This is a genomic window from Shinella yambaruensis (genome assembly GCF_022899355.1).
Classification (GTDB): domain Bacteria; phylum Pseudomonadota; class Alphaproteobacteria; order Rhizobiales; family Rhizobiaceae; genus Shinella; species Shinella yambaruensis.
Map to the genome: position 1 here is coordinate 667,284 of NZ_JALJCK010000002.1, position 25,107 is coordinate 692,390.

Consider the following 25,107-nt stretch of genomic DNA (forward strand, 5'->3'; position numbering starts at 1 on the left):
GAAAAGGGGAGTGCAATGAAGACTGTCTTTCAATCCGGAATGCTCACGGCCGCGGCCATCGTGCTGTCGGCAGGCCTTGCCGCGCCGTCGCTCGCGCGCGACCTCACCATCGTCTCCTGGGGCGGCAACTACCAGGACGCGCAGCGTGACATCTACTTCAAGCCCTTCGCCGAAAAGTCCGGCAAGCCGGTGCTCGACGAAGCCTGGGATGGCGGCATCGGCGTCATCCAGTCGAAGGTCAAGGCCGGCGCGCCGAACTGGGATGCCGTGCAGGTGGAGGCGGAGGAACTGGCGCTCGGCTGTGCCGACGGCCTCTACGAGAAGATCGACTGGGACAAGATGGGCGGCAAGGACAGGTTCCTCGACAGCGCGGTCAATGACTGTGGCGTCGGCGCGATCGTCTGGTCCACGGCAATCGCCTATGACGGCGACAAGCTGGCGGAAGGCCCGACCTCCTGGGCGGACTTCTGGAACGTCGAAAAATTCCCCGGCAAGCGCTCGCTGCGCAAGGGGCCGAAATACACGCTCGAATTCGCGCTGCTCGCCGATGGCGTCTCCAAGGACGAGCTCTATGACGTGCTCGGCACGGAGGAGGGCGTCGAACGCGCCTTCAAGAAGCTCGACGAATTGAAGGCGAACATCGTCTGGTGGGAATCGGGCGCCCAGCCGCTGCAGTTCCTCGCCTCCGGCGAAGTGGCGATGACGTCGGCCTATAACGGCCGCATCACCGGCATCAACCGCACGGAAGGCAAGAACTTCAAGGTCGTCTTCCCGGGCAGCATCTACGCCGTCGACAGCTGGGTCGTGCTGAAGGATGCGGAGAACAAGGACGCCGCGCAGGACTTCATCGCCTTTGCCAGCGAGCCCGACAACCAGGCGAAGCTGCCGGAATTCGTGGCCTACGGCCTGCCGGTCAAGGAAGCGGCGGCCAAGGTTCCGGCCGAGTTCGCCAAGGACCTGCCGACCGATCCGGCCAACATGACGGACTCGATCGCCCTCGATGTCGATTTCTGGATCGACAATGCGGAGACGCTGACCCAGCGCTTCAACGCCTGGCTGGCGCAGTAAGGCTGCTGCTTGCGGGGCGGAAATGCCCCTCATCCCGCTGCCGCGACCTTCTCCCCGCAGGCGGGGAGAAGGCAATTGCGGCAAGGCTCGGGCCTAAACAGGCGCGCAGGCATATGTTGAGGAAAACGGCGCAACATCCCCCTCTCCCCGCTTGCGGGGAGAGGGTGGCGGCAGGCGGATGAGGGGTGCTTGCCCGCCAGCGACCGTTCCGATGGAGAATGACCTTGGCCGAATTCATCCGTTTCGACCGCATCACCAAATTCTACGGCCCGCTCTGCGTGGTCGAAAATCTCGATCTCGGCATCGACAAGGGCGAGTTCGTCAGCCTGCTCGGCCCGTCCGGTTCCGGCAAGACGACGCTCCTGATGATGCTCGCCGGTTTCGAGCAGCCGACATCGGGCAACATCCTGCTCGACGGCACCGCGATCAACGACGTGCCGACCCACAGGCGGGACATGGGCGTCGTCTTCCAGAGCTACGCGCTCTTCCCGCACATGTCGGTCGGCGAGAACGTCGCCTTTCCGCTGCAGATGCGCGGCATGGGCAGGGCGGAGATCGAGGGGCGCGTCAAGCGGGCGCTGGACATGGTGCAGCTTTCGGCCTTCGCCGACCGGCGCCCCTCGCAGCTTTCCGGCGGCCAGCAGCAGCGCGTGGCGCTGTCGCGCGCACTGGTCTTCGAGCCGCGCGTCGTGCTGATGGACGAGCCGCTCGGTGCGCTCGACAAGCAATTGCGCGAGCAGATGCAGCTCGATATCCGCGACCTGCACCGCCGCCTCGGCCTGACGATCGTCTTCGTCACGCACGACCAGTCGGAGGCGCTGACCATGTCGGACCGCGTCGCCGTCTTCAACAAGGGCAGGATCGAGCAGATCGGCACGCCCCGGCAGGTCTATGACGAGCCGGCGACGCGCTTCGTCGCCGAATTCATCGGCGAGACCAACCTGGTCGAGGGCGTCGTCGAGGCGGTCGAGGGGGAGGAGGCGACCGTGCGCCTGCCGTCCGGGGCGCAGATCGTCTCGGCGGTTTCCGGCAGCGTCTCCTCCGGCCAGCCCGTCTTCCTTTCCATCCGGCCGGAGCGGGTCGATCTCAGCGAGACGCGGGGCGATGCGCGCAACTGCCTGGAGACGGAGGTCACCGACAGCGTCTATCAGGGCGATCACCTGCGCGTGCAATTGCAGAACGCCGCCCATCCGCTGATCGCCAAGCTCGGCCGCCGGTCGCGTGAATTCCCGCCGGGCACGCGGGTCTATGCGGGCTTTTCGGCCGGTGACTGCCGGGTCATCGCGCCATGAGCGCGGGCTCCTCCCGGACCGGCCGGTCGCTCCTCCTGCTGGCGCCGCTGCTTCTCTTCCTCGTCGGCTTCTTCGTCTGGCCGCTGATCAGCATGATGTCGCAGGCCGTGTCGGATCCGGCCGTGCTGCGCCTCCTGCCGCGCAGCGCCGAGGTGCTGGCCGACTGGGATCGCGCCTCGCCGCCGACCATGCCCATGCAGGCGGCGCTGATGGAAGACCTCAAGGCCGTCGACGACGACCAGGCGCTCGGCGACATGGTGCGCCGCCTCAACAGCGCCCGCTCCGGCTTCCGCACGCTGATGGCGAAGACGACGAGCGCGCTGGACGACACGGTCAGTCCGCCCGCCGACCTCGTCTCCATCGACCAGCGCTGGGAACGGCCGGAATTCTGGCTGGCGATCGCCGATGCGCTCTCGCCCTATACCGACCGCAACCTGCTCGCCGCCGTCGATCTCGGCCGCAATGCCGCGGGCAGCATCGAGCACCTGCCGGCCGACCAGTCCGTCAACCGGGTGATCCTCGTGCGGACCTTCTGGATCGCCGCGCTCGTCACCTTCGCCTGCGCCTGCATCGGCTTTCCCTATGCGATCATCGCCGCCTCGCTGACCGGCTGGAAGCGCGACCTGATGCTCGGCGCCGTCCTGCTGCCGCTCTGGACCTCGCTCCTGGTGCGCACCGCCGCCTGGTTCATCCTCCTGCAGGAACAGGGGCTCATCAACGATCTCCTGCGCTGGCTGCGTATCATCGACGCGCCGCTGCCGCTGATCTTCAACCGCACCGGCGTCATCATCGCCATGACCCATGTGCTGCTGCCCTTCATGGTGCTGCCGATCTATTCCGTGCTGATCACCATTCCCAAGAACCTGATGCCGGCCGCCGCCTCGCTCGGCGCGCCGCCCTGGCGGGCGTTCCTGCGCGTGCTTCTGCCGCTCAGCCTGCGCGGCGTCGCCTCCGGCAGCCTGCTCGTCTTCATCTCGGCGATCGGCTACTACATCACGCCGGCGCTGATCGGCGGGCCGGGCGACCAGATGATCTCGTCCATCATCGCCTTCTACGCCACGGGCTCGGCTAACTGGGGCATGGCCGGCGCACTCGGCGTCGTGCTGCTCGTCGCGACGCTGTTGCTCTACAGCGTCTATGCGCGGCTCTCCGCCGATGAACCGGGGAGGCGATAGGCCATGCCGATGAAGCTCGCCAAGACCGCCTTCGCCGCGCTGACGATCCTCTTCCTCGTCGCGCCGCTCATCGCCATCCTGCCGCTCGCCTTCACCTCGAGCGTCATCCTCACCTATCCGGTCCCCTCCTGGTCGCTGCGCTGGTTCGAGGAGCTGTTCACCGCCGATGCCTGGCGGCGGGCGATCGTCAACAGCCTGATCATCGGCACCGGCACGACGCTGCTCGCCACGGTGCTCGGCACGGCCGCCTCGCTGGGTCTGCGCAACCGGCTCCTCTTCTTCCGCGGCTCCATGCGCACGCTCTTCCTGCTGCCGATGGTGGTGCCGGCGGTCGTGCTCGGCGTTGGCATGCAGGTGCTGCTCGCCGGCTTCGGCCTGACGAACAGCTACGCCGGGGTGATCATCGCCCATACGGTCGTCGCCGTGCCCTTCGTGGTGGTCAGCGTCACCGGCGCGCTCGCCGGCATCGACGAGCGGGTGGAGCTTGCGGCCCAAAGCCTGGGCGCATCGCCCGCCACGGTCTTCCGGCGCGTGACGCTGCCGCTCGCCATGCCGGGCGTACTCTCGGGTGCGGTGCTCGCCTTCGCCACCTCGCTCGACGAGGTTGTGCTGACGCTCTTCGTCGCCGGTCCCAACCAGCGCACGCTGGCCCGGCAGATGTTCTCCAGCATCCGCGAGAACATCAGCCCCGCCATCGCCGCCGCCGCCTTCCTCTTCATCGCCGCGACCGTCGTGATCGGCCTCGTCGTGGTGCTGTCGCGCTCCATGCTGGCGAAGCGGCGCTAGGCCGTTCGTTTCAACGCATCGGCGAGGACCTGGTAGACGCGCGGTTCCAGCATGTGCGCCACGTTGAAGCGCATGAAGCCGGCGGCGCTCTGCGACACGCTGAAGACGTTGCCGGGGGCGAGCACGAGGCCTTCGGCGAGGGCGGCCTGCGCGACCTCGCCGGAATCGAGCCCCTCCGGCAGCCGGCACCAGAGGTTGAAGCCGCCGCGCGGCTGGAGCCAGGACGTGATGCCGAGTCGCGAAAGCCGCTCCGCCACCTCGCGCCGGGCGCGCACCAGCTTGCGGCGCAGCTCTTCCATGTGCTTGCGGTAGCCGCCGCCGGCGAGCATATGGGCGATGATCTCGCTGGAGATCGGGCTCGGCCCGCCGAAATTGGTGGCGATCTGCAGGTCGACCAGCCCCTCGATCCAATCCGGCCGCGCCGCGATATAGCCGCAGCGCGCGGAGGCGGAGAGCGTCTTGGAGAAGCTGCCGATGCGGATGACGCGGTCGAGCCCGTCGAGCGCGGCAAGCCGGGTGGAGGGCTCCGGCTCGAAATCGGCAAAGATGTCGTCCTCGACGATGATCGTCTCGCTGCCGGCGGCCGCGTTGAGCAGGCGGTGCGCCACCTGCGGCGACAGGGTCGCGCCCGTCGGGTTGTGGATGGCCGAATTGGTCACGTAGAGCCGCGGCCGTTTCGCCGCGAGCACGGCCTCGAAGGCCGCGATGTCGGGGCCTGACGGCGTATAGGGCACGCCGACGACCGTCACCTGATGCGCCTTCAGCAGCGCCTGGAAATTGAAGTAGCAGGGATCGTCCACCAGCACCGTGTCGCCGGGGCGCAGCAGGAAGCGGCCGATCAGGTCGAGCGCCTGCGTGCCCGTGCTCGTCAGCATCAGGTGCTCCGGCCCGGCCGAAATGCCTTCCTCCGCGAGCCGGCCGATGAGCAGCCGCCGCAGGAACGAGGAGCCGCGCGTGCTGCCGTAATAGGACAGGAGGTCGCCGTCGCTCTTCGCCAGGCTGCGCATCGCGCGGCGCAGCGCCGCGTCCGGCATCCAGTCCGCCGGCAGCCAGCCGCAGCCGGGTTTCAGCACCGCGGCATCGGCGTCGAGCGACTGGCGCGACACCCAGAACGGATCGACCGCCCGCGCCTTCGGCGTCTCCGCCGCGGCAAGCTTCAGCGGGGGCAGGGCGGTTTGCGAGACATAGAAGCCGGAGCCCCGTTGCGCCCGGATCAGCCCCTCCGCCGCAAGCCGGTCATAGGCCTCCACGACGGTGGAGGGCGAAACGCCCATCTTGGCGGCGAACCGGCGGATCGAGGGCAGCCGGTCGCCCGGCGCGAGCGCGCGGCTGGCGATGCGGTCGTTGATCGTCGCCATGACCTCGGAAATCCGGCTCGTGCTTTCGGTCATGTTCTCTTTCCGCATCCAGGATTCTTCTTTGCCGGCAGGCGGATGAGGCGCTTGTCCTCCCCTCATCCGCCTGCCGGCACCTTCTCCCCGCAAGCGGGGCGAAGGGATATGCCCGCGCCGGTTTCCCGACCGATCATCGTCGCGTGGGGCACGTCCCCTCTCCCCGCTTGCGGGGAGAGGGTTAGGGTGAGGGGCGGCCGCCTTGCCATAGGGATTGCCGCCTCTGTATTGCTAATTGAACCAGTACAGTTCTTTTAGATTGTATCGCTCCTTCCCTGTCTTCGCCAGCCCTGCCGCCGTAAAGAAGGATGAATGCGAGGACCAATGAAAACATCCATGGAAGGCTGGGGCAGCGGGCTTGCCGGCGTCATCATCTTCAGCGGCTCGCTGCCGGCGACCCGCGTGGCGGTGGCGGATTTCTCGCCGCTGTTCCTGACATCGGCCCGCGCGGTCATCGCCGCGCTGCTGGGTGCGGCGCTGCTCCTTGCCCTGCGCCAGCCGAGGCCGTCGCGCGATACGCTCCTTTCGCTGGCAATCGTCGCGCTCGGCGTCGTCGTCGGTTTTCCTCTGCTGACGGCGCTGGCGCTGCAATACATCACCTCGGCGCATTCCATCGTCTTCGTCGGGCTTTTGCCGCTGGCGACCGCCATCTTCGGCGTGCTGCGCGGCGGGGAGCGGCCGAAGCCGCTGTTCTGGCTGTTCTCCGGCATCGGCAGCGCGACGGTGGTGGGCTTCGCGCTGAATTCGGGCGGCGAAGTCTCGCTCGTCGGCGATCTCCTGATGGTCGCGGCCATCGTCGCCTGCGGCCTTGGTTATGCGGAAGGCGCCAAGCTCTCGCGCACGCTCGGCGGCTGGCAGGTCATTTCCTGGGCGCTGATCCTCTCCCTGCCGCTGATGGCGATCATCGCGCTCGTCTCGCTGCCCGAGACCTTCGCCGGCATCGACGGCAGCGCCTGGGCGGGGCTCGCCTATGTCTCGGTCTTCAGCATGCTGATCGGCTTCGTCTTCTGGTATCGGGGCCTGGCGCTCGGCGGCATCGCGGCGGTGGGCCAGCTGCAACTGCTCCAGCCCTTCTTCGGCCTGCTGCTCGCCGCCGTCCTGCTGCATGAGCGCGTGAGCCCGCTGATGCTGGTCACGACGCTCGCCATCGTGCTTTGCGTGGCCGGCGCCCGCAAATTTGCCCGCTGAAGCAATTCCAGCAAAAGTGTGAAGCGGTTTTGCGTAAGGCAATTCCGGCCAGGCCTGCGCAGGACCGGCAGCCGGCGGCGTTCGGGGAATGGAGACGGCGCGCGAAATCTGCTATGGCTCTTGCCAGCGGTTCGTGCCTTCGACGATAGTGTCCGGCGGAACGGCCTGGGAGAGCTGGATGGCGGCAGATGTTCGCACGTCGAAAGAGATGAACGGTGCCCTGGCGCCGAAGGCGCTGCGGGTCGGCTTCATCCTGTCGAAAAGTTTCACGCTGTCGGCCTTCGCGCTGTTCGTCGATACGCTGCGGCTGGCCAGCGACAGCGAGGACCGCTCGCGCCGCGTCCACTGCGATTGGGACGTGCTGAGCAGCACGCGCAACTTCATCACCTCGTCGAGCGGCATCCAGGTCGCCCCGACCGCGCCCTTTGCCGATCCCGCCTGTTTCGACTACATCGCCGTCGTCGGCGGCCTCCTGTCGGTGGAGGAGCCCATCGACAGCTATGCCCAGGCCTATCTGCGCAAGGCCGCCCAGGCCGGCGTCGGGCTGATCGGCCTCTGTACGGGCAGCTTCATCCTGGCCGAGGCGGGCCTTCTGAAGGGACACACGGCCTGCGTCAGCTGGCTGCACCACCGCGATTTCCGCGGCCGTTTTCCCGATATCGAAGCGACGTCGGAACAGATCTTCCGTTTCGACGGCAAGGTTGCCACCTGTGCCGGCGGCAGCAGCGTCGCCGATCTCGCCGCGACGCTCGTGCGCCACCATGTCGGCGAGGCGGCCGAGCGCAACGCGCTGGAAATCCTGCAGATCCGCCACCGGCGCGATGCGACCGACGTGCAGCCGCGCAATCCGCTCGGCCTCGAGGCCCGCGACCGCCGCGTGCACCTCGCCATCATGATGATGGAACAGCACACCGAGGACCTCCTGTCGATCGACAGCATCGCCACCATGACGGGTGTCTCCCGCCGCCAGCTCGAGCGGCTGTTCGAGGGCGACATGGGCGCCTCGCCGAGCGCGATCTACATGAAGATCCGCATGGCCGCGGCGCTCACCATGGTGATGCGCACCAACAAGCCGCTGATCGAGATCGCGCTGGAGACCGGTTTCGAGAGCCTGTCGCACTTCACCCGCCGCTTCCGTGCCGCTTTCGGCGATACGCCCTCGCAGATCCGCCGCGACGGCCGCCGCCAGGCCGGCTGAAGGGCAAATCGCCCGGCCGCCGGGAACCAACCCGTGCGAAAACCGTTCGGTCTCCATTGCTGACAAGGAGACCGCAATGGCAAGCAACGACGTCCAATCCCAGATTTCCGCCCTGCGCGCAGAGATCGCCCAGCTCCAGAAGGACCTTGGCGAACGCGGCAGCGAGGCCTACGAGACCATCCGCGATCGCGCCGGCAATGCCGTGGAGGCTGCCCGACCGGCCGTCCGCTCGGCAACGAAATATGTACGCAACGAAGGCGCCGCCGTCGCGCAGGCCGCGCGCGAACACCCGGCCGCGCTCTCGACGGTCGTCCTGACCGCAGGCCTTGCCGGCGTCGTCATCGGTTACCTGCTCGGCTCGCTCGAAAGCGAACCGCCCCGCCGCCAGCGCTGGTTCTGAACAGACGAAAGCCCGGCATCGCCGGGCTTTTTCATGCTGTGAGGAAACGGATGCAAGACGCGGGTTTCCTTGGTTTCTACGTATCCCGGGCTTGGCCGGGGATACGCATGTCACCGGTGGCGAAGGCCGAACAGATAGCCGATGAAGGCGGCGCCGGCCAGCGCGGCGAGCGGGTTGGCCTGGATCGTCTGGCGCACCTCGTCACGCAGCGATTCCGCCTTGGCGACCGCCAGTTGGCCGGTGCCTTCGGCGATCAGCCCCGCGGATTCCTTCAGCCGGCTGATTTCCGTCTTCAGCGCCTCGATCTGTTCGTTCACCGTTGCTTCGGCCGCAGCAGCACGGGCGTCTTCCGAAATGTTGTCGCGCCCCTCAACGACGCCGAGCGTGCGTTTGCCGGTGCTCTTTTCGTCAGCCATGGACATGTCTCCTGGATTTGATGGAATGGCGAAAGGAGAACTTTCGCCGCGCCACTTGGTTCCCGACGATGATTCAAACTGTGATCTTTCCGGCATGACCGGGCGATTGACTCTTGCGGATTTTGAGAACAAATAGAGAACATATTGTCTTTCAGCCGGGAGCCCGCCAAGCCGATGTCCGCCTCCGTCCATGCCGTTGTCGCCGATCTGCGCGACCGCATCCGGCAGTTCGACGGCCGCGCCCAGCGCGACCGGGCGGTGCTGCCCTTCGGCGTGCCGGAGATCGACGCGCGGCTGCCGGGCGGCGGGCTGGCGCTGGCCAGCCTGCACGAGATCTGCGGCGGCGGCAACGATGCCGTCGAGGCCAGCGCCGCTATGCTCTTTGCCGCCGGCATCGCCGCGCGCACGAAGGGGCAGGTGCTCTGGTGCCTCACGCGGTGCGATCTTTTCGCGCCGGCGCTGGCGCAGGCGGGGCTTGCGCCCGGCCGCGTCCTCTATGTGGAGGCGGGCGACGAGAAGAGCCTGCTGCTCTGTTTCGAGGAGGGGTTGCGCCATGGCGGGCTCGGCGCCGTCGTCGCCGAGGTGGCGCGCCTGTCGATGACCGCCTCGCGCCGCCTGCAGCTCGCCGCGGAGGCCGGCGGCACGCTCGGCCTTGCCCTGCGCCGCTTCCGCCACCGGAAGGAGGCGGATGCCCTTGCGCAGCCCTCCGCCGCGGTGACGCGCTGGCGGGTCCATGTGCGGCCCTCCGCACCCCTTCCCGTGCCCGGCATCGGCCGGGCGCAATGGCTGCTGGAACTGGCCCGCTGCCGGGCCGGCGAGGCGGCGGACTTTGACGTGGAGGCCACCGATGCCGAGGGTCGTATCGCTTTTTCTTCCCGGCTGGCCGATCGATCGCCTGCGGCGGGCGCTCGGCGCATCGGCGCCGCCGCCGGATAGCCGGCTCGTGCTCGTCGGCCGCGACGGCGCGCGCCGCATCCTGACGGCGGTGAGCCGGCCGGCCGAGCAGGCGGGCCTGCGCGTCGGCATGCCGCTCACCAAGGCCCATGCGCTGCTGCCGGGCGTTACCACCATGCCGGCCGATCCCGCGGCCGATGCCGCCGCCCTGGGCCGCCTCGCGCTCTGGGCCCTGCAGCACTATGCGCCCATCGTCGCCCCGGACCCGCCCGATGGCCTCGTCATCGACACGACCGGCGCCGATCACCTGCACGGCGGCGAGGCGCGCATGCTGACCGGCCTCGTCAACCGTCTCTCCGCCTCCGGCATCTTTGCCCGTGCCGCCATCGCCGACAGCTGGGGTGCGGCCCATGCCGCCGCCCGCTTCCTCGCCGATCCCGTATGCGTCCTCCCGCCGGGCAAGGCCGGCGAGACCGTGTCGCCCCTGCCGGTCGCGGGATTGCGGATACCGCCGGAAACCGTGGCGGGCCTTCATGTGCTCGGCTTCTCCACGATCGGGGATGTGCTGACCGTGCCGCGCGCGCCGCTCGTCCTGCGCTTCGGCCCGCTTCTCGGCCGCCGGCTCGACCAGCTTCAGGGCACGATTTCCGAACCCGTCGATCCGCTGCGCGATCCGGACCTCGTCACGGTCCGCAAGGTTTTCGGCGAGCCGATCGGCGCCCCCGAGACCATCGCGCGCTACACGGCCGGTCTCGTGCGCGATCTCTGCGCGGCGCTGGAAAAACGCGGCCTCGGCGCCCGCCGGCTCGATCTCCTCTTCCATCGTGTCGACAATTCCCTGCAGGCGATCCGCATCGGCACGGCGCGGCCCGCGCGCGACGAAAGACAGCTCATCCGGCTCCTGACAGACCGCATCGAGACGATCGATCCCGGCTTCGGCATCGAGATCATGGACCTGACCGCGACGCTGGCCGAACCGCTTGTCCTGCAACAGGCCGTCTCCTCACTGATCGAGGCGGAGGAAGCGGACCTTGCCGGCCTCGTCGACGTGATCGTCAACCGCATCGGTGCCGCGCGCCTCTACCGCATCGCCCCGGTGGAAAGCGACGTGCCGGAACGCTCCTTCCGCCGCATTCCGCCGCTTTCGCCCGAGACGGGCACGACCTGGCCAAGCCGCTGGCCGCGTCCCGCCCGTCTCCTCGCCCGGCCGGAGCCGGTGGAGGTCATGGCGCTCCTGCCGGACCATCCGCCCGCCTCCTTCACCTGGCGCGGCGTGCGGCGGCTGGTCAAGCGGGCCGATGGGCCGGAGCGCATCTTCGGCGAATGGTGGAAGCGCGATGCCGAGCTGGCGGCCGTGCGGGATTATTTCCAGGTCGAGGACACAGGGGGGGAGCGCTTCTGGCTCTTCCGTTCCGGCAACGAAGAGCAGGTGGCAAGCGGCATCGGTCGCTGGTTCCTGCACGGGATTTTCGCATGAATCCGCGCTACGCCGAGCTTCAGGTGACGTCCCACTTCTCGTTCCTGCGCGGGGCGAGCAGCTGTGCGGACCTGTTCGCGCAGGCGAGCGCCCTTGGCATCGAGGCGCTTGCCGTCGTCGATCGCAACAGCCTTGCCGGCGTCGTCCAGGCCTTCAAGGCGTCGCGGGAGCTTCCGGAGGATGCCCCGTCGGTGCGGCTGGTGGTCGGCTGCCGGCTCGACCTTGTCGATGGCATGTCGCTGCTCGTCTATCCGACCGATCGCGCCGCCTATGGCCGTCTCTGCCGCCTGCTCACCATCGGCAAGGAGAGGGCCGGCAAGGGCAAGTGCCATCTCGACTGGTCCGATGTCGTCGACTGGAGCGAGGGTCTCCTCGCCGTGCTGGTGCCGGACGAGGCGGACGAGACCGCCGCCTTCCAGCTGCGCCGCCTGCACACGCATTTCAAGGAGCGCTGCTATCTCGCCCTCACGCTCCGCCGCCGGCCGAACGACCAGCTGCGGCTGTTCGACCTCTCCAACCTCGCCGCCCGCCATGGCGTGCCCACCGTCGTCACCAACGACGTGCTCTACCACGCGCCCGCCCGGCGCATGCTGCAGGACGTCGTCACCTGCATCCGCCACAACGTCGCCATCGACAATGCCGGCTTCCTGCGCGAACGCCACGCCGACCGCTACCTCAAGCCCCCGGAGGAAATGCACCGTCTCTTCGCGCGTTACCCGGAGGCGCTGCGGCGGACGCTGGAGATCGTCGAGCGCTGCCGGTTCTCGCTGGACGAATTGATGTATCAGTATCCGGACGAAACGTCCCATCCGGACACGAGCTCGCAGGAAACCTTGGAGGCCTTCGTTCGCCAGGCCGTTATCGAGCGCTATCCGGCCGGTTTGCCGGAGACGTTGCGGGAAAGGCTCGACCATGAATTGGCGTTGATCGAAAAGAAGCAATACGCGCCCTATTTCCTGACGGTCAACGCGATCGTGCGCCATGCACGCTCCATCGGCATACTCTGTCAGGGGCGTGGTTCGGCTGCCAACAGCGCCGTCTGCTTCGTTCTCGGGATCACCGCGATCGATCCGGAGCGGAGCCATCTTCTCTTCGAGCGCTTCGTTTCCGAGGAGCGCGATGAGCCACCCGATATCGATGTGGATTTCGAGCACGAGCGGCGGGAAGAGGTGATCGGCTGGATCTACGATACCTACGGATGGGATCGGTCCGCGCTCTGCGCGACGGTCATCCGCTATCGCTCCCGGGCGGCGATGCGTGATGTCGGCCGGGCGCTCGGCATGCCGGAGGATGTGCTGAAAGCGTTGTCCTCACAGGTCTGGGGCTGGTCCAACGATGTGCCGCAGAGCCATGCGGTTTCGGCCGGGCTCAATGTGGACGACCGCCGTATCCGGCTGCTGTTCGATCTCGCGCGTCAGTTGATCAACGCCCCGCGCCACCTCTCGCAGCATCCGGGCGGTTTCGTGCTGACGCGTGACCGGCTGGACGATCTGGTCCCGATCGAACCGGCGGCGATGGACAAGCGGCAGGTGATCGAATGGGACAAGGACGACATCGAATATCTGCACTTCATGAAGGTCGACGTACTGGCGCTCGGCATGCTGTCGTGCATGCGCCGTGCGCTGGATTTCCTTCGAGAGCACAAGGGGATCGACTACGACCTCACCACCATCCCTGCCAAGGACAAGGCGACGTTCGAGATGATCTCGAAGGCCGATACGATCGGTACGTTCCAGATCGAGAGCCGGGCGCAGATGTCCATGCTGCCACGCCTGAAACCGCAGACGTTCTACGATATCGTCATCCAGGTGGCAATCGTGCGGCCGGGGCCGATCCAAGGCGACATGGTGCATCCTTATCTGAAGCGTCGGCAAAAACTAGAGGATGTCGATTATCCGAACCCGGCCTTTCGGAAGGTTCTCGAACGCACCCTTGGCGTGCCGCTGTTCCAGGAGCAGGCCATGCAGGTCGCCATCGACTGTGCTGGTTTCAAGCCAGGACGAGCCGACCAGTTGCGCCGGGCGATGGCGACCTTCAAGCAGACCGGCGGTGTGGACAAGTTTCGCGACGAACTGATCGAAGGCATGGTCAAGAATCACTATGCCCGCGATTTCGCCGAACGTATCTGCCGCCAGCTCGAAGGGTTCGGCTCCTACGGTTTCCCGGAAAGCCACGCCTACAGTTTCGCGATCATCGCCTATGCCTCCGCCTGGATGAAATGCCATCACCCGGACGTCTTCTGCGCCGCCCTGCTCAATTCCCAGCCGATGGGGTTCTACGCCCCGGCACAGATCGTGCGCGATGCGCGCGAGCACGGGGTGGAGGTGCGTCCGGTCTGCGTCAATGCCAGCCGCTGGGATTGCACGCTGGAGCCGACGGACGAGGAGGGGCGGCTTGCCGTGCGGCTCGGGCTGCGGATGGTCAAGGGCCTCGACAACAAGGAGATGGGCGATTTTCTTGCAGCAAGGGGCGAGGCGCCGTTTGCCTCGGTCGATGACCTCTGGCGTCGCACGGAACTCGCATCCGACACGCTGGTGCGGCTTGCCGAGGCGGATGCCTTCCGGCCGTCGCTCGGGCTTTCCCGGCGCGAGGCCTTGTGGACGATCCGCGGCTTGCGGGACGAGCCGCTGCCGCTGTTTTCCGCGGCGGCCGAGCGGGAGGCCGCGGCCCTGCCGGAATTGACGGAACCGGTGGTGGCATTGCGACCCATGGCGACGGGCGGCGAGGTGGTGGAGGACTATGGCCGCGTCGGCCTGACGCTCCGGGCCCATCCGGTGAGCTTCCTGCGCGAGAGCCTCGCCCGTCGCCGCCTGCTTTCCTGCGCCGAAGCGACGCGGCTTCGCGATCGCCAGAAGGTCGAGACGGCCGGCATCGTGCTCGTCCGCCAGCAGCCGGGCTCGGCCAAGGGCGTCATCTTCGTGACGATCGAGGACGAGACGGGCATCGCCAACCTCGTCGTCTGGCGCAAGGTCTTCCTCGCCTATCGCCCCATCGTGATGGGCGCGCCGATGATCGGCGTCAAAGGTTACATCCAGCGGGAGGGCGAGGTGGTGCATATCGTCGTGCAGCACCTTACCGATCTTTCGGCCGACTTCGCCACCATCGGCCGGCGTGGCGATGCCGTGCAGCCGCAAGCCCGCGAGGCGGTGCAGACCATCCGCGTCAAATCCCGCGACTTCCATTGAGGTCCCAGAAGGCCGACCTGTGGGACGTCGATACGTTCCGGACGCGCCTGCCGCAGCTGCCGCCGAGGGCGACCGGCAGATGCGGTGGTCATCTCCCTCGAAGACGCGTTGAGGATGGCGACGGCAAATCCGAGCCGATGGGACCGGAGGCAAGTGTCGGCTTCCTCAGGCCCGGCATGCCACCGATATCGACCTGCTCGACGGTTTCGGGGACGATCCGGCTCAGTAATCCACGATCCGGTCGTCGGCCGGGTCGGCCCAGCGCGTGTTCGGCACGGTTGAGAACCAGCCGGGTCGGGCGGGGTCGCGGTCATAGGCGTAGCCGCCCAGCGACTTGTAGAGATCGGAATACTGGCCCAACTTGTCGCGGTCGAGCGTGATGCCGAGGCCGGGGGCGGTGGGCACGGGGATCTTGCCGTCGACATAGCGCATCGGGCCGCCGACGATCACGTCATCGACGAGCTGGTGGTAGTGCGCATCGCCGGTGAAGACGAGGTTCGGCAGTACCGCGCCGAGATGCAGCATGGTGGCGAGCTGGATGCCGAGCTCGCCGGAGGAGTGCACGGCGATGCCGAGCTGGAAGGTCTCGCAGACGGCGGCCGCCTTGATGCAGGGCCGGATGCCGCCCCAGAAGGTCGTGTCGAGCAGGATGACGTCGCAGGCCGGCGCCAGGACATTGGTGGCAAGCTGCTCGAAATTGACGACGATCGTGTTGGTGGCGAGCGGCATATGCGTGTTCTCGCGCACACGGCGCATGCCGTTGAGGCCCCAGGTCGGGTCCTCGTAATAATCGTTGTTGAGGTCTTCGATGCCCTTGGCGAAACGGATCGCCTCCTCCACCGTGAAGGCGGCATTGGGGTCGTAGCGCACGCTGTCGGTGCCGACGGCCTTGGCCAGCGCCCGGTAGACCTCCAGCTCGTAATCCGGCGGAAAGACGCCGCTCTTCAGCTTGTGGGCGGTGAAGCCGTGCGTCTTCTTGAGGCTGAGTGCCTGGTCGATGAGCTGGTCGGCGGTGCGGATCTCGCCCGCGCCCGTCTCCTTGTTCGGCAGGCGGAAGAACAGGTAGCTGGCAAAGCCCACCGTATCGCGCATCCTGCCGCCGAGAAGATCGTAGACCGGCACGTCGAGGAACTTGCCCATGATGTCGAGGCAGGCGAATTCGATGGCCGCATGCATCTGCGTGCGGTTGTTGTAGAGGCTGGCGGTCGGGTTGCAGATCTTGAAGCGGAGCTGTTCCAGCTCGAACGGATCGTGGCCGACGAGATAGGGTTTCAGCGCCCGGAAGGCGGCCTCGGCGCTTTCGCCGCCGCCGCCCATCTCGCCGAGCCCGACGAGGCCGACATCGGTCTCGACCTCCACGATGGTGCGCACGAAGCGTCCCCAATGGGCGCCGTTGGAATGGCGCAGCGGCGCCTCAAGCGGCACCGTCACGGTGGTGGCGCGGATGTCGGTGATGACGGGCCGTTTCATGGCAGGTCTCCGGTTCTCGTTCATTCGGGCAGGACGATGCCGAGCTTGGCCATCGTGCCGCCATCGATCTTGATGTCCGCGCCCGTGATGAAGCGGGCCTTGTCGCTGGCGAGGAAGGCGACGAGATCGGCGATCTCGGAGGGTTTTCCCACCCGGCCGACCGGATGGCCCTTGCCCCACAGCGCGATCGTCTCATCCTGGCTGTGCTCGCCCTTCCACAGGTCCGCCGCCCAGCGCAGCATCGGCGTGTCGACGGAGGCGGGGCAGACGGCGTTGACCGTGATGTTCTCCGCCGCATGGTCGAGCGCCATCGCGCGCACCAGGGCGTTGATCGCGCCCTTGCTGGCCGTATAGGCCGCGACGCCCGCCTGCGAGGCATAGGCCTGCACGGAGGAGATCGCGACGATCGCCCCGCCGCCGCGCTTGCGCATTTCGGGGATGGCGAAGCGAGAGGCGAGGTAGATGCCCTTCAGGTTGATGTCGAAGACGTCGTCCCAGACATCTTCCGGCGTGTCGACGACCGTGCCGTAGCGCTGGATGCCGGCGCAGCAGGCGAGCACGTCGAGGCCGCCATGGCGCGCCACGGCCGTGGCGACGGCGCGCTCCATGTCGTCCGCCCGGCGCACGTCGCCGACGAAGCCGGAGGCGTTCGGCCCGATCGCCGCGACGGCCTCGTCCACCGATGTGGCATCGTTCGCGACGACGAGGACCCTGCCGCCGGCACCCGCGAACCGTTCCGCGCAGGCCCGGCCCATGCCGAGGCTGCCGCCGGTCACGATGATGCTCCTGCCGGAAAATTCATCCGCGCTCATGGTCGTTCTCCTTCCCGCTCGGCTTAACTAACATTCTACCATACCAGACTGTCAACCGGGATTTCTCGACGAGTGTCAGCCGGCGAATCTCGGTTCGGGAATGCCGGCGCCGGCCCCGTCGATCGCAACGAGGCTGCCTTCCGCCAGGTTTGCGGCAAGGTGCTCGGCGCTCATCGTGAAGCGGGCGGAGGTGACGTAGAGGGTGGAGAGGTCCGGGCCGCCGAAGGTGCAGCTCGTCGGCCAGGTGACGGGCAGTTCCGCCAGCGCCAGCAGCGCGCCATCGGCGGTAAAGCGTGCGACCGAGGCGCCGCCGACCACGCGGCAGTTCCACAGCGTGTCCTCGGCATCCATGCAGGAGCCGTCCGGCAGGCCGCGCTCGAAGCCGCTGACGATGGTGCGCCGGTCGCTGATCGTCCTTGCAGCGGGGTCGTAGGCGAAGGCGTAGATTTCGTTTTCCGGCGTATCGGCGAAGAGGAAGCGTCCGTCGCGCGTCCAGCCCATCGTGTTGGTGATGCCGTATTCGCGCGGCGTGAGCTGCGTGACGGTGCCGGTGGGGTCGATCCGATAGACGGCGCCGGACTTGCGGTCCATCGCCCGGGGCGAGCCGTCCGGGTTGAGATTGTTCTGCATGGTGGCGACCCAGAAGGAGCCGTCGGGCGCGACGCGGCCTTCGTTCAGCCGGTTGTCGGCAAGGTCCGGCTCTGGCACAGCAAAGGTCTCGAAGGCTTCGCCCGGCCGCCAGAAGGCGACCTCGCGGCGCAGCCCGACGATGAAGCCGCCGGAGGCGCGAAGGCCGATCGACGTCGGGAAGTCCGGCGCCGGCCAGTCGGCATGCTCGCCGCTGCGCGGCTCATGGCGGTGGATGCGCTTGCCGCCGATATCCACCCAGTAGAGCGCCTCTTCCTCGCCGGACCAGATGATGCTTTCGCCGACGATGTCGCCCGCGGCGTATTCGATCCTTGCCTTCACGCGCAGCCCTCCCGCATCCGCCAAATTCACGTTGACAATAGCTGAGAGTGAATCTAATTCAAGGTCACTAAGTACCTATATGATAGGTAGGAGGCGACGGGATGGAATCGAAGTCGGAACCGGATGCGGCCGGCGGGCAGAAGGGCGGCGAAGGTCTGCTCGGCGGCGTCATGGATGCCGTCCGGATCCATATCCGCGAAAACGGCCTGCAGGTCGGCGACTGGCTGCCGAGCGAGGGCGCCTTCGCGGAAAAGCTCGGCGTTTCCCGCGGCATCGTGCGCGAGGCCTATCGCTCGCTGTCCGCGCTGACGTTGATCGATATCGGCAACGGCCGTCGTCCGCGGGTGGCAGCGCCGAGGGCGGACGTGCTGGCGCTGGTCACCGACCATGCCGTGCACACCGACCAGGTGACGATCCAGCAGATTTTCGATGTCCGCCGCACGGTGGAGCGCCGGACGGTCGTGCTCGCCGCGATGCGCCGCACGGACCGCGAGGCGGCCGCGATCGTCGCGCTGGCCGAGGCGATGCAGCGGGATTTCGATGCGCCGCAAAAGGTGATGGAGCACGACATCGCCTTCCACGAGGCGATCGGCGCGGCGTCGCGCAATCCGATGTTCTCGCTGATCGTTGGCTCGTTCCATGTGGTGACGCGCCAGACCTGGCCGATCGGCTGGGCAAGCCGCGCCAGCAACGAGACGCGGCAGGAAAGCATCGACGGCCACATGACCATCGCCCGGGCCATCGCCAATGGCGACCCGACGACGGGCGAGCAGGCGATGGTCGAGCATTTCGATCTGACGGTGAAGGCGCTGCTGGCGGCGGGAGTGTATTGAGCATGAAGATCACCGCGTTCGAAACCGTCCGCGCCCGCGACTTTCCCAACATCCTCTGGGTGCGCATCCACACCGACGAGGGCCTTGTCGGGCTCGGCGAGACCTTCTTCATGGCCGCGACGGTGGAGGCCTACATCCACGAGGTCGTGGCGCCGAAGCTGCTCGGCCGCGATCCCCTGGAGATCGACCGCATCTCGAAGGACCTGACGGGCTATCTCGGCTTCCGCTCGACGGGGGCGGAGATGCGCGGCAATTCGGCCGTGGATATCGGCCTGTGGGACCTTTTCGGCAAGGCGACGAACCTGCCGATCGCCCAGTTGCTCGGCGGTTTCTCGCGGCGCGAGATCCGCACCTACAACACCTGCGCCGGCAATACCTACATGCGCGAGGCGAAGGGCCAGCAGACCGGCAATTACGGCATCGGCGGCCCGCGGCGCGACCATGACGACCTCAACGGCTTCCTGGAGCGGGCGGACGAGCTTGCCGAAGACCTCCTGTCGGAGGGCATCACGGCCATGAAAATCTGGCCGTTCGACATCGCGGCGGAAAAGAGCGGCGGCCAGTACATTTCCGGGCCAGACCTGCGCAAGGCGCTCGAACCCTTCGAGAAGATCCGCAAGCGCGTCGGCGACCGCATGGACATCATGGTCGAGTTCCACTCCATGTGGCAGCTCACCCCGGCCATCCAGATCGCCCGGGCGCTCGAGCCCTACGCCACCTTCTGGCACGAGGACCCGATCAAGATGGATTCGCTCTCCAGCCTCAAGCGCTATGCGGCGGCGAGCCGCGCGCCGCTCTGCGCCTCGGAGACGCTCGCCACCCGCTGGGCCTTCCGCGACCTGATGGAGACGGATGCCGCCGGTGTCGTCATGCTCGACCTTTCCTGGTGCGGCGGCCTTTCCGAGGCCAAGAAGATCGCCACCATGGCGGAGGCCTGGCATCTGCCGGTCGCCCCGCATGACTGCACCGGTCCCGTCGTGCTCGCCGCCTCGACGCACCTGTCGCTGAACGCGCCGAACGCGCTCGTGCAGGAAAGCGTCCGCGCCTATTACAAGACCTGGTACGCCGAGCTGACGACGCAGCTGCCGACCGTGGCGAACGGCATGATCACCGTTCCCCCCGGGCCGGGCCACGGCGTCGATCTCGCGCCGGATCTCGACCGGAAATTCGACGTCTCGCGCCGGACTTCGGCACTGGAGTGATCTCGTAACGCTGACCACTTGACTTGTATGGTAGTAGGCTAGTAGCCTGTAACGGGATGGAGGAGGCCGGAATGCAGAACATCAAACCGCAGCGCGTTCTTTCGGCCGCCGAAGCCGTCGGGCCTCAGGTCTACCGCATCCTGCGCGAGCAGATCATCCAGGCCGAGCTGACGCCGGGCGAGCGCATCTCCGAGGCCGAGATCGCCAAAAGCCTGTCGATCAGCCGCCAGCCGGTGCGCGAAGCCTTCATCAAGCTGTCGGAGGAGGGCCTTGTTCAGGTCCTGCCGCAGCGCGGCACCTATGTGACGCGGATCTCCACCGCCTCCGTGATGGACGTGCGCTTCGTGCGCGAGGCGATCGAGGCCGATATCGTGCGCCAGGTCGCCGGCGAGCACACGGCCGGGACCGTGCGGGAGCTGCGCGACCAGATCGCAAGGCAGAAGCAGGTGCCGCAGGACGACCGCGCCGCCTTCCTGCGGCTCGACGAACTCTTCCACCACACGCTCGCGGCGGCCGCGGGCCGCGCCTATGCCTGGAGCGTCATCGAAAGCGTCAAGGCGCAGATGGACCGCGTCCGCTTCCTCAGCGTCGACGACATCCAGATCGGCCGACTGATCGACCAGCACGAACGCATCGTCGATGCGATCGCCGCCGGCGACGTCGGCAAGGCCGAGACGGCATTGCGCACGCATCTGCGCGAGATCCTCAAATCGCTGCCCGAGATCGCCCGGGCGCGCACGGAATTCTTCGACGGCGTGGCGTGACGCCGGGACGACAACGATTGATGTTCAACGGGAGGTACGCATCATGATGATCCGGAAATTTCTTGCAGGAACGGCCCTCGGGCTGGGGCTGATGGCCTCGGGCGCCAGCGCGGAAGGCCTCAACATCGCCTTCATCAGCCACTCGTCCGCCTCGAACACCTTCTGGCAATCGGTCAAGAAGGGTTATGACGACGCCTGCGGGAAGGTCGGGGCCTCGTGCCAGCTGATCCTCACGCAGACCGAAGGCTCGGTCGAACAGGCCGTCGCCAATCTTCAGGCGGCCATCGCCTCCAGGCCGGATGCGATCTTCGTCGCGATCGTCGACAACAACGCCTATGACAATGTGATCAAGGAAGCCGTCGATTCCGGCATCCTCGTGCTCGCCGTCAATGTGGACGACAGCGAAGGCGCCAAGGGCAATGCCCGCAAGGCCTTCATCGGCCAGGGCTTCACCGCGGCCGGCTATTCGCTCGCCAAGGCGCAGTCGGAGAATTTCCCCAAGGAAGGCCCGCTCAACCTGCTGGTCGGCGTCAATGCGCCGGGCCAGACCTGGTCCGAGCAGCGCGCCGGCGGCGTGATGAAGTTCCTGGAAGAGTACAAGGCCGAGCATGCCGACCGCGAGATCACCATCACGCGCATCGATTCGGCCACCGATCTCGCGCTGACCGCCGACCGCATCGGCGCCTATCTCAATGCCAACCCGGAAACCACGGCCTATTTCGACACCGGCTACTGGCATGCCGGCGTCGCCAAGGTGCTGAAGGACCGTGGCATCGAGCCCGGCAAGGTGCTGCTCGGCGGCTTCGACCTCGTGCCGGAGGTCCTGCAGCAGATGGAGGCCGGCTATGTGCAGGTGCAGGTCGACCAGCAGCCCTACATGCAGGGCTTCATGCCGGTTATGCAGGCCTATCTGTGGAAGACTGCCGGCCTGACGCCGTCGGACATCGACACGGGGCAGGGCATCGTCACGCCCAAGGACGTGCCGACCATTCTCGAAATGGCAAAGCAGGGCCTGCGCTGATCCGGCGCTCCTATGGGAAACCGGTGCCTTGCCGCTCGGGCGGGGCACCGAAGCACGAGTGGAGCCCATGAAGCGGTTTCTGAAAATCTATCTCGACAAGCCGGAGCTTGCGGGCCTTGCCCTCCTGATCGTCCTCCTTGCCGTCTTCCAGGTGAAGTCGAACGGCGTGCTTCTCTCCTTCGAGAACGTGCGCGGCGTCATGGGCCTCCTGCCGGAAATGGCGCTCGTCGCCATCGGCGTGACGATCCTGATGATCTGCGGCGAATTCGACCTGTCGGTCGGCTCCGTCTTCGCGCTGATGCCGATGTCGATGGCGGTGATCCTCAATTCCGGCGTGCCCTTCACTGCCGCCGTGCTGCTCGGCCTTGCGATCTGCGCGGTGATCGGCTTCATCAACGGCTATGTGACGCTGCAATTCTCGATCCCGAGCTTCATCACCACGCTCGGCATGCTGTTCATCGCCCGCTCGCTCACCATCGTCATATCCGGCGGCTTTCCGCCGCTCCTGCCCTCCGACCTGCCGACCTGGCTCTTCACGGACTATATCTGGCAGGGCGCGCTCTTCCGCATGTCCTTCGTCTGGTTCGTTGGCATCGCCGTCCTTGCCGCGGCGCTCCTGTCGCTCACCAATTTCGGCAACTGGATCCGCGCCACCGGCGGCTTCAACGAGGCGGCGGCCTCGATGGGCATTCCCGTCAAGCGCGTGAAGATCGTCTGCTTCATGCTCTGCTCGGTGCTTGCCGGCTTTGCGGGTCTGCTCCAGGTGCTGCGCCTCGGCTCGCCGCTGCCCTCGATCGGTGAGGGGCTGGAGCTGCAGGCGGTCGCCGCCGCCGTCATCGGCGGCACGGCGCTTGCCGGCGGCATCGGCACGGTCTTCGGCGCCATCATCGGCACGCTGCTCATCCGCACCATCGACAACGGCCTCGTGCTGTCGCGCGTCGATGCCAACTGGTTCAAGTTCGCCATCGGCGTGCTCACCATGTTCGCGGTGATCGCCAATGCCTGGATGGGGAAGATGTCCCGCAAGATCAAGGTGGAGGCGCACAAGTGACGACACCGGTCATCGAATGCCGCAACCTGCAGAAATGGTACAGCGGCGTACACGCGCTGAAGAACGTCAACCTCATCATCCATCCCGGCGAGACCGTCGGCCTTGTCGGCGATAACGGCGCCGGCAAGTCGACGCTGATCAAGATCCTCTCCGGCGTGCATCACCAGGATTCCGGTGAGGTGATGATCGAGGGCAGGAAGGTGGACCTGCGCAGCCCGAAGGATGCGATGCGCCACGGGCTGGAGACGATCTACCAGTACAATTCCATGGTCCCGACCATGTCGATCGCCCGCAATCTCTTCATCGGCCGCGAGCCGTTGAAATGGTCGGTCTTCGGCTTCGGCCTCATGGACCAGAAGCGCATGCGCGCCGAAAGCGTGCAGGCCATCGCCGATGTCGACCTGCACCTGCGCTCGCCGGATGCCTTGGTCGGCGAACTGTCCGGCGGCCAGCGGCAGGGCGTGGCGATTGCCCGCGCCATGCATTTCAAGTCGAAGGTGCTGATCCTCGACGAGCCGACCAACCATCTTTCCGTCAAGGAGACGGACAAGGTGATCGGCTTCGTGCGCGGGTTGAAGGCGCAGGGCCTCACCGGCATCTTCATCTCGCACAACATGCAGCACGTCTTCCAGTCCTGCGACCGCATCGTCGCCATGGCGCGCGGCGAGATCGTCTTTGACAAGCCGACCGCCGCGACCTCGATCGACGAGGTCCACGCCCTTCTGTGAGGAGACCATGACAGAGCTTTCGGGAAAGACCGTCCTCATCACCGGTGCGCTCGGCACGCTCGGCCGCGCCCAGGCCGCGCGGCTCGCCCGGGCCGGCGCCAGCCTCCTGCTGCTCGACCGGCCGGCGGCCGAGGGCGGCACGACCTTCGCGGCGGATATTGCCGCGACACATGATGTGAAGGCAGCCTATGTCGGCGAGGACCTGAACGACCTTGCCGCGGCGGAACGGCGGGCGGCATCGCTTTCGCGCGAGCATGGCGGCATCGACATCCTCATCAACAATGCGGCGCTGATCATCAACAAGCCGTTCGAGGATTTTTCGCTGGAGGAATACGAGGACCAGGTCCGCGTCAATTCCTCCGCCGCCTTCGCGCTTGCCCGGGCGGTCGCGCCGGCGATGAAGGAAAAGCGCTACGGCAAGATCGTCAATTTCTGCTCGGTCACCCTGAACGGGCGCTGGGATGGTTATGTGCCCTATGTCGCCTCGAAGGGCGCGATGCTGGGCCTGACGAAATCGCTGGCGCGCGAGCTCGGGCCGCATGGCGTGCGCGTCAACGCGGTCTCGCCGGGCGCGGTGGTGTCCGAGGCGGAGGCCCGCGTCTTCGCCGATCGCCTGCAGCAGTACAATGACTGGATCCTCGAGAACCAGTCGCTGAAGGCGCGCATCCAGCCGGCGGATGTCGCCGATCTCGTGCACTTCCTCGTCTCGCCGGCCTCCGACATGATTTCCGGCCAGAACATCGCGATCGACGGCGGCTGGTGATGGCGGTTGAACTCGATAACGGGGCGGCGCGCATCCGCGTGCGGCCCGATCTCGGCGCCGGCCTGACATGCTTCGATGTCCGGCATGGCGGCGCCTGGCAGCCGGTCTTCCGCACGGTGGATCCCGCCACGGCCCATCCCTTCGCGCTGTCCAACATCCTTCTCGTGCCGTTTTCCAGCCGGGTCTCCGGCGGCGGCTTTACCTTCGGCGGTGCCTTTCACGCCCTGCCGCGCAACATGGAGACGGAGCCCTATCCGATCCACGGCAACGGTTTTTCCGCCGCATGGACGGAGGTCTCCCGGAGCGACGATTCCATCACCCTGACCTTATTATCGGACGGGCCGGGGCCGTTCCGCTACGAGGCGACGATGTCCTATCGCCTTGAAGGCACCGGCCTCGTGATGGAACTGAGCCTTGTCAACCGCGCTGAAACGCGGCTGCCCTACGGCGCCGGCTTCCATCCCTGGTTCGTGCGCGATGCGGATACGACGCTCGCCGCGCCGTCGAAGGGCGTCTGGCTGGAGCGCGACGACCATCTTCCGAAGGCCTACGCGCCCGTCGCAGCGCATCCGGATATGGATTTCAACGTTCCGCGGCCCCTGCCGCCGCGTTGGATCAACAACTGGTTCGACGGCTGGGACGGCAAGGCGTGTATCGACTGGCCGACGCGCGGGCTGCGGGCCGAGATCGAGGCAAACGAGGCGCTGGGCCAATATGTGGTCTTCTCGCCCGCCGCGGATGCAGGCTTCTTCTGCTTCGAGCCGGTGAGCCATCCCGTCGATGCCTTCAACCTGCCCGACCGGCCGGACGCTTACGGCCTGAAGGCGCTTTCTCCCGGCGAGACGCTGGACATCTGGACCCGCATCGCCGTTTCGCCGCACAAAGCGGCCTGACCCCGCAATATATCCCGACCTGCACCCTGGCAGCCCATATGGTTGCCGGGGCTGATCGCATGGCTGCGGTGGGGAGCATGCATCCTGACGAGTCTTGGAGGCTTGAAGTATCAAGCCATATATGAAAGAGT

General features: G+C 66.9%; 23 protein-coding genes. 18 read left to right on the forward strand and 5 right to left on the reverse strand.

Going from position 1 to position 25,107, the window contains the following annotated elements; all coding sequences use genetic code 11:
* Nucleotides 1-39 precede the first annotated feature (39 nt).
* The 4 genes from MUU56_RS07000 (at nt 40) to MUU56_RS07015 (ending at nt 4,321) form a co-directional block, all read left to right on the forward strand.
* Nucleotides 40-1,068: an ABC transporter substrate-binding protein gene (locus MUU56_RS07000; protein WP_244766658.1), complete on the forward strand. Its 1,029-nt coding sequence runs from the start codon at nt 40-42 to the stop codon at nt 1,066-1,068.
* Between the two features lie 218 nt (nt 1,069-1,286).
* Nucleotides 1,287-2,360: an ABC transporter ATP-binding protein gene (locus MUU56_RS07005; protein ID WP_398431640.1), complete on the forward strand. Its 1,074-nt coding sequence runs from the start codon at nt 1,287-1,289 to the stop codon at nt 2,358-2,360.
* Nucleotides 2,357-3,535, forward strand: a complete 1,179-nt coding sequence (locus tag MUU56_RS07010) for an ABC transporter permease (RefSeq protein ID WP_244766588.1) — start codon at nt 2,357-2,359, stop codon at nt 3,533-3,535. The genes MUU56_RS07005 and MUU56_RS07010 overlap by 4 nt, the downstream gene beginning before the upstream one ends.
* 3 nt (nt 3,536-3,538) lie before the next feature.
* Nucleotides 3,539-4,321, forward strand: a complete 783-nt coding sequence (locus MUU56_RS07015) for an ABC transporter permease (RefSeq protein WP_244766589.1) — start codon at nt 3,539-3,541, stop codon at nt 4,319-4,321.
* Here MUU56_RS07015 and MUU56_RS07020 read toward each other — a convergent pair.
* Complete coding sequence (locus MUU56_RS07020; protein ID WP_244766590.1) at nt 4,318-5,712, reverse strand: aminotransferase-like domain-containing protein; 1,395 nt, start codon at nt 5,710-5,712, stop codon at nt 4,318-4,320. The two genes, MUU56_RS07015 and MUU56_RS07020, sit on opposite strands and share 4 nt — an antisense overlap.
* Nucleotides 5,713-6,036: 324 nt before the next feature.
* Between MUU56_RS07020 and MUU56_RS07025 the strand changes: the two genes are divergently transcribed.
* From MUU56_RS07025 to MUU56_RS07035, 3 genes are all read left to right on the forward strand, one after another.
* Nucleotides 6,037-6,900 carry a DMT family transporter gene (locus tag MUU56_RS07025; protein WP_244766591.1) on the forward strand — a complete coding sequence of 288 codons (864 nt, stop codon included), beginning with the start codon at nt 6,037-6,039 and terminating at the stop codon, nt 6,898-6,900.
* A 178-nt stretch (nt 6,901-7,078) separates the two neighbouring features.
* Nucleotides 7,079-8,098: a GlxA family transcriptional regulator gene (locus MUU56_RS07030; protein WP_064333285.1), complete on the forward strand. Its 1,020-nt coding sequence runs from the start codon at nt 7,079-7,081 to the stop codon at nt 8,096-8,098.
* 76 nt (nt 8,099-8,174) lie between these two features.
* Nucleotides 8,175-8,498, forward strand: coding sequence for a hypothetical protein (locus MUU56_RS07035; RefSeq protein WP_244766592.1), 324 nt, complete (start codon nt 8,175-8,177; stop codon nt 8,496-8,498).
* A gap of 110 nt (nt 8,499-8,608) precedes the next feature.
* Here the strand turns inward: MUU56_RS07035 and MUU56_RS07040 are convergent, their stop codons facing one another.
* Nucleotides 8,609-8,914 carry a hypothetical protein gene (locus MUU56_RS07040; protein ID WP_244766593.1) on the reverse strand — a complete coding sequence of 102 codons (306 nt, stop codon included), beginning with the start codon at nt 8,912-8,914 and terminating at the stop codon, nt 8,609-8,611.
* A 174-nt stretch (nt 8,915-9,088) separates the two neighbouring features.
* Here MUU56_RS07040 and MUU56_RS07045 point away from each other — a divergent pair, with 174 nt between their 5' ends.
* Genes MUU56_RS07045 through MUU56_RS07055 form a run of 3 tightly spaced genes read left to right on the forward strand, consistent with a single transcriptional unit; the run spans nt 9,089 to nt 14,470 of the window.
* Nucleotides 9,089-9,850, forward strand: coding sequence for an ImuA family protein (locus MUU56_RS07045; RefSeq protein ID WP_244766594.1), 762 nt, complete (start codon nt 9,089-9,091; stop codon nt 9,848-9,850).
* Nucleotides 9,762-11,285, forward strand: coding sequence for a DNA polymerase Y family protein (locus MUU56_RS07050; RefSeq protein ID WP_244766595.1), 1,524 nt, complete (start codon nt 9,762-9,764; stop codon nt 11,283-11,285). The genes MUU56_RS07045 and MUU56_RS07050 overlap by 89 nt, the downstream gene beginning before the upstream one ends.
* On the forward strand, nt 11,282-14,470 hold the full coding sequence (locus tag MUU56_RS07055; RefSeq protein WP_244766596.1) for an error-prone DNA polymerase: 3,189 nt from the start codon (nt 11,282-11,284) through the stop codon (nt 14,468-14,470). Before MUU56_RS07050 ends, MUU56_RS07055 begins: the two co-directional genes overlap by 4 nt.
* Nucleotides 14,471-14,692: 222 nt before the next feature.
* On the opposite strand, the gene MUU56_RS07060 is transcribed toward MUU56_RS07055, so the two are convergent.
* From MUU56_RS07060 to MUU56_RS07070, 3 genes are all read right to left on the reverse strand, one after another.
* Complete coding sequence (locus tag MUU56_RS07060) at nt 14,693-15,940, reverse strand: enolase C-terminal domain-like protein (protein ID WP_244766597.1); 1,248 nt, start codon at nt 15,938-15,940, stop codon at nt 14,693-14,695.
* A 20-nt stretch (nt 15,941-15,960) separates the two neighbouring features.
* Entirely contained in the window at nt 15,961-16,752 is a 792-nt protein-coding gene (locus MUU56_RS07065; RefSeq protein WP_244766598.1) for an SDR family NAD(P)-dependent oxidoreductase, read from the reverse strand.
* A gap of 75 nt (nt 16,753-16,827) precedes the next feature.
* A complete protein-coding gene (locus tag MUU56_RS07070; RefSeq protein ID WP_244766599.1) occupies nt 16,828-17,721 on the reverse strand; it encodes an SMP-30/gluconolactonase/LRE family protein in 894 nt (297 codons plus the stop codon).
* 101 nt (nt 17,722-17,822) lie between these two features.
* Here MUU56_RS07070 and MUU56_RS07075 point away from each other — a divergent pair, with 101 nt between their 5' ends.
* From MUU56_RS07075 to MUU56_RS07110, 8 genes are all read left to right on the forward strand, one after another.
* Nucleotides 17,823-18,554, forward strand: coding sequence for a FadR/GntR family transcriptional regulator (locus tag MUU56_RS07075; protein WP_064333114.1), 732 nt, complete (start codon nt 17,823-17,825; stop codon nt 18,552-18,554).
* A 2-nt stretch (nt 18,555-18,556) separates the two neighbouring features.
* A complete protein-coding gene (locus MUU56_RS07080) occupies nt 18,557-19,756 on the forward strand; it encodes a mandelate racemase/muconate lactonizing enzyme family protein (RefSeq protein ID WP_244766600.1) in 1,200 nt (399 codons plus the stop codon).
* 71 nt (nt 19,757-19,827) lie between these two features.
* On the forward strand, nt 19,828-20,520 hold the full coding sequence (locus tag MUU56_RS07085; protein WP_244766601.1) for a GntR family transcriptional regulator: 693 nt from the start codon (nt 19,828-19,830) through the stop codon (nt 20,518-20,520).
* 46 nt (nt 20,521-20,566) lie between these two features.
* On the forward strand, nt 20,567-21,541 hold the full coding sequence (locus tag MUU56_RS07090) for a sugar ABC transporter substrate-binding protein (protein WP_244766659.1): 975 nt from the start codon (nt 20,567-20,569) through the stop codon (nt 21,539-21,541).
* A 67-nt stretch (nt 21,542-21,608) separates the two neighbouring features.
* Nucleotides 21,609-22,592 (forward strand): ABC transporter permease, encoded by a 984-nt coding sequence (locus MUU56_RS07095; protein ID WP_244766602.1) that lies wholly within the window; start codon nt 21,609-21,611, stop codon nt 22,590-22,592.
* Nucleotides 22,589-23,320 (forward strand): ATP-binding cassette domain-containing protein, encoded by a 732-nt coding sequence (locus MUU56_RS07100; RefSeq protein ID WP_244766603.1) that lies wholly within the window; start codon nt 22,589-22,591, stop codon nt 23,318-23,320. The genes MUU56_RS07095 and MUU56_RS07100 overlap by 4 nt, the downstream gene beginning before the upstream one ends.
* Before the next feature lie 7 nt (nt 23,321-23,327).
* The gene (locus MUU56_RS07105; RefSeq protein WP_244766604.1) at nt 23,328-24,083 is read left to right on the forward strand and encodes an SDR family oxidoreductase; all 756 of its coding nucleotides are present in this window, start codon (nt 23,328-23,330) and stop codon (nt 24,081-24,083) included.
* Nucleotides 24,080-24,976: an aldose 1-epimerase gene (locus MUU56_RS07110; RefSeq protein ID WP_317633305.1), complete on the forward strand. Its 897-nt coding sequence runs from the start codon at nt 24,080-24,082 to the stop codon at nt 24,974-24,976. The genes MUU56_RS07105 and MUU56_RS07110 overlap by 4 nt, the downstream gene beginning before the upstream one ends.
* Nucleotides 24,977-25,107: the final 131 nt, after the last annotated feature.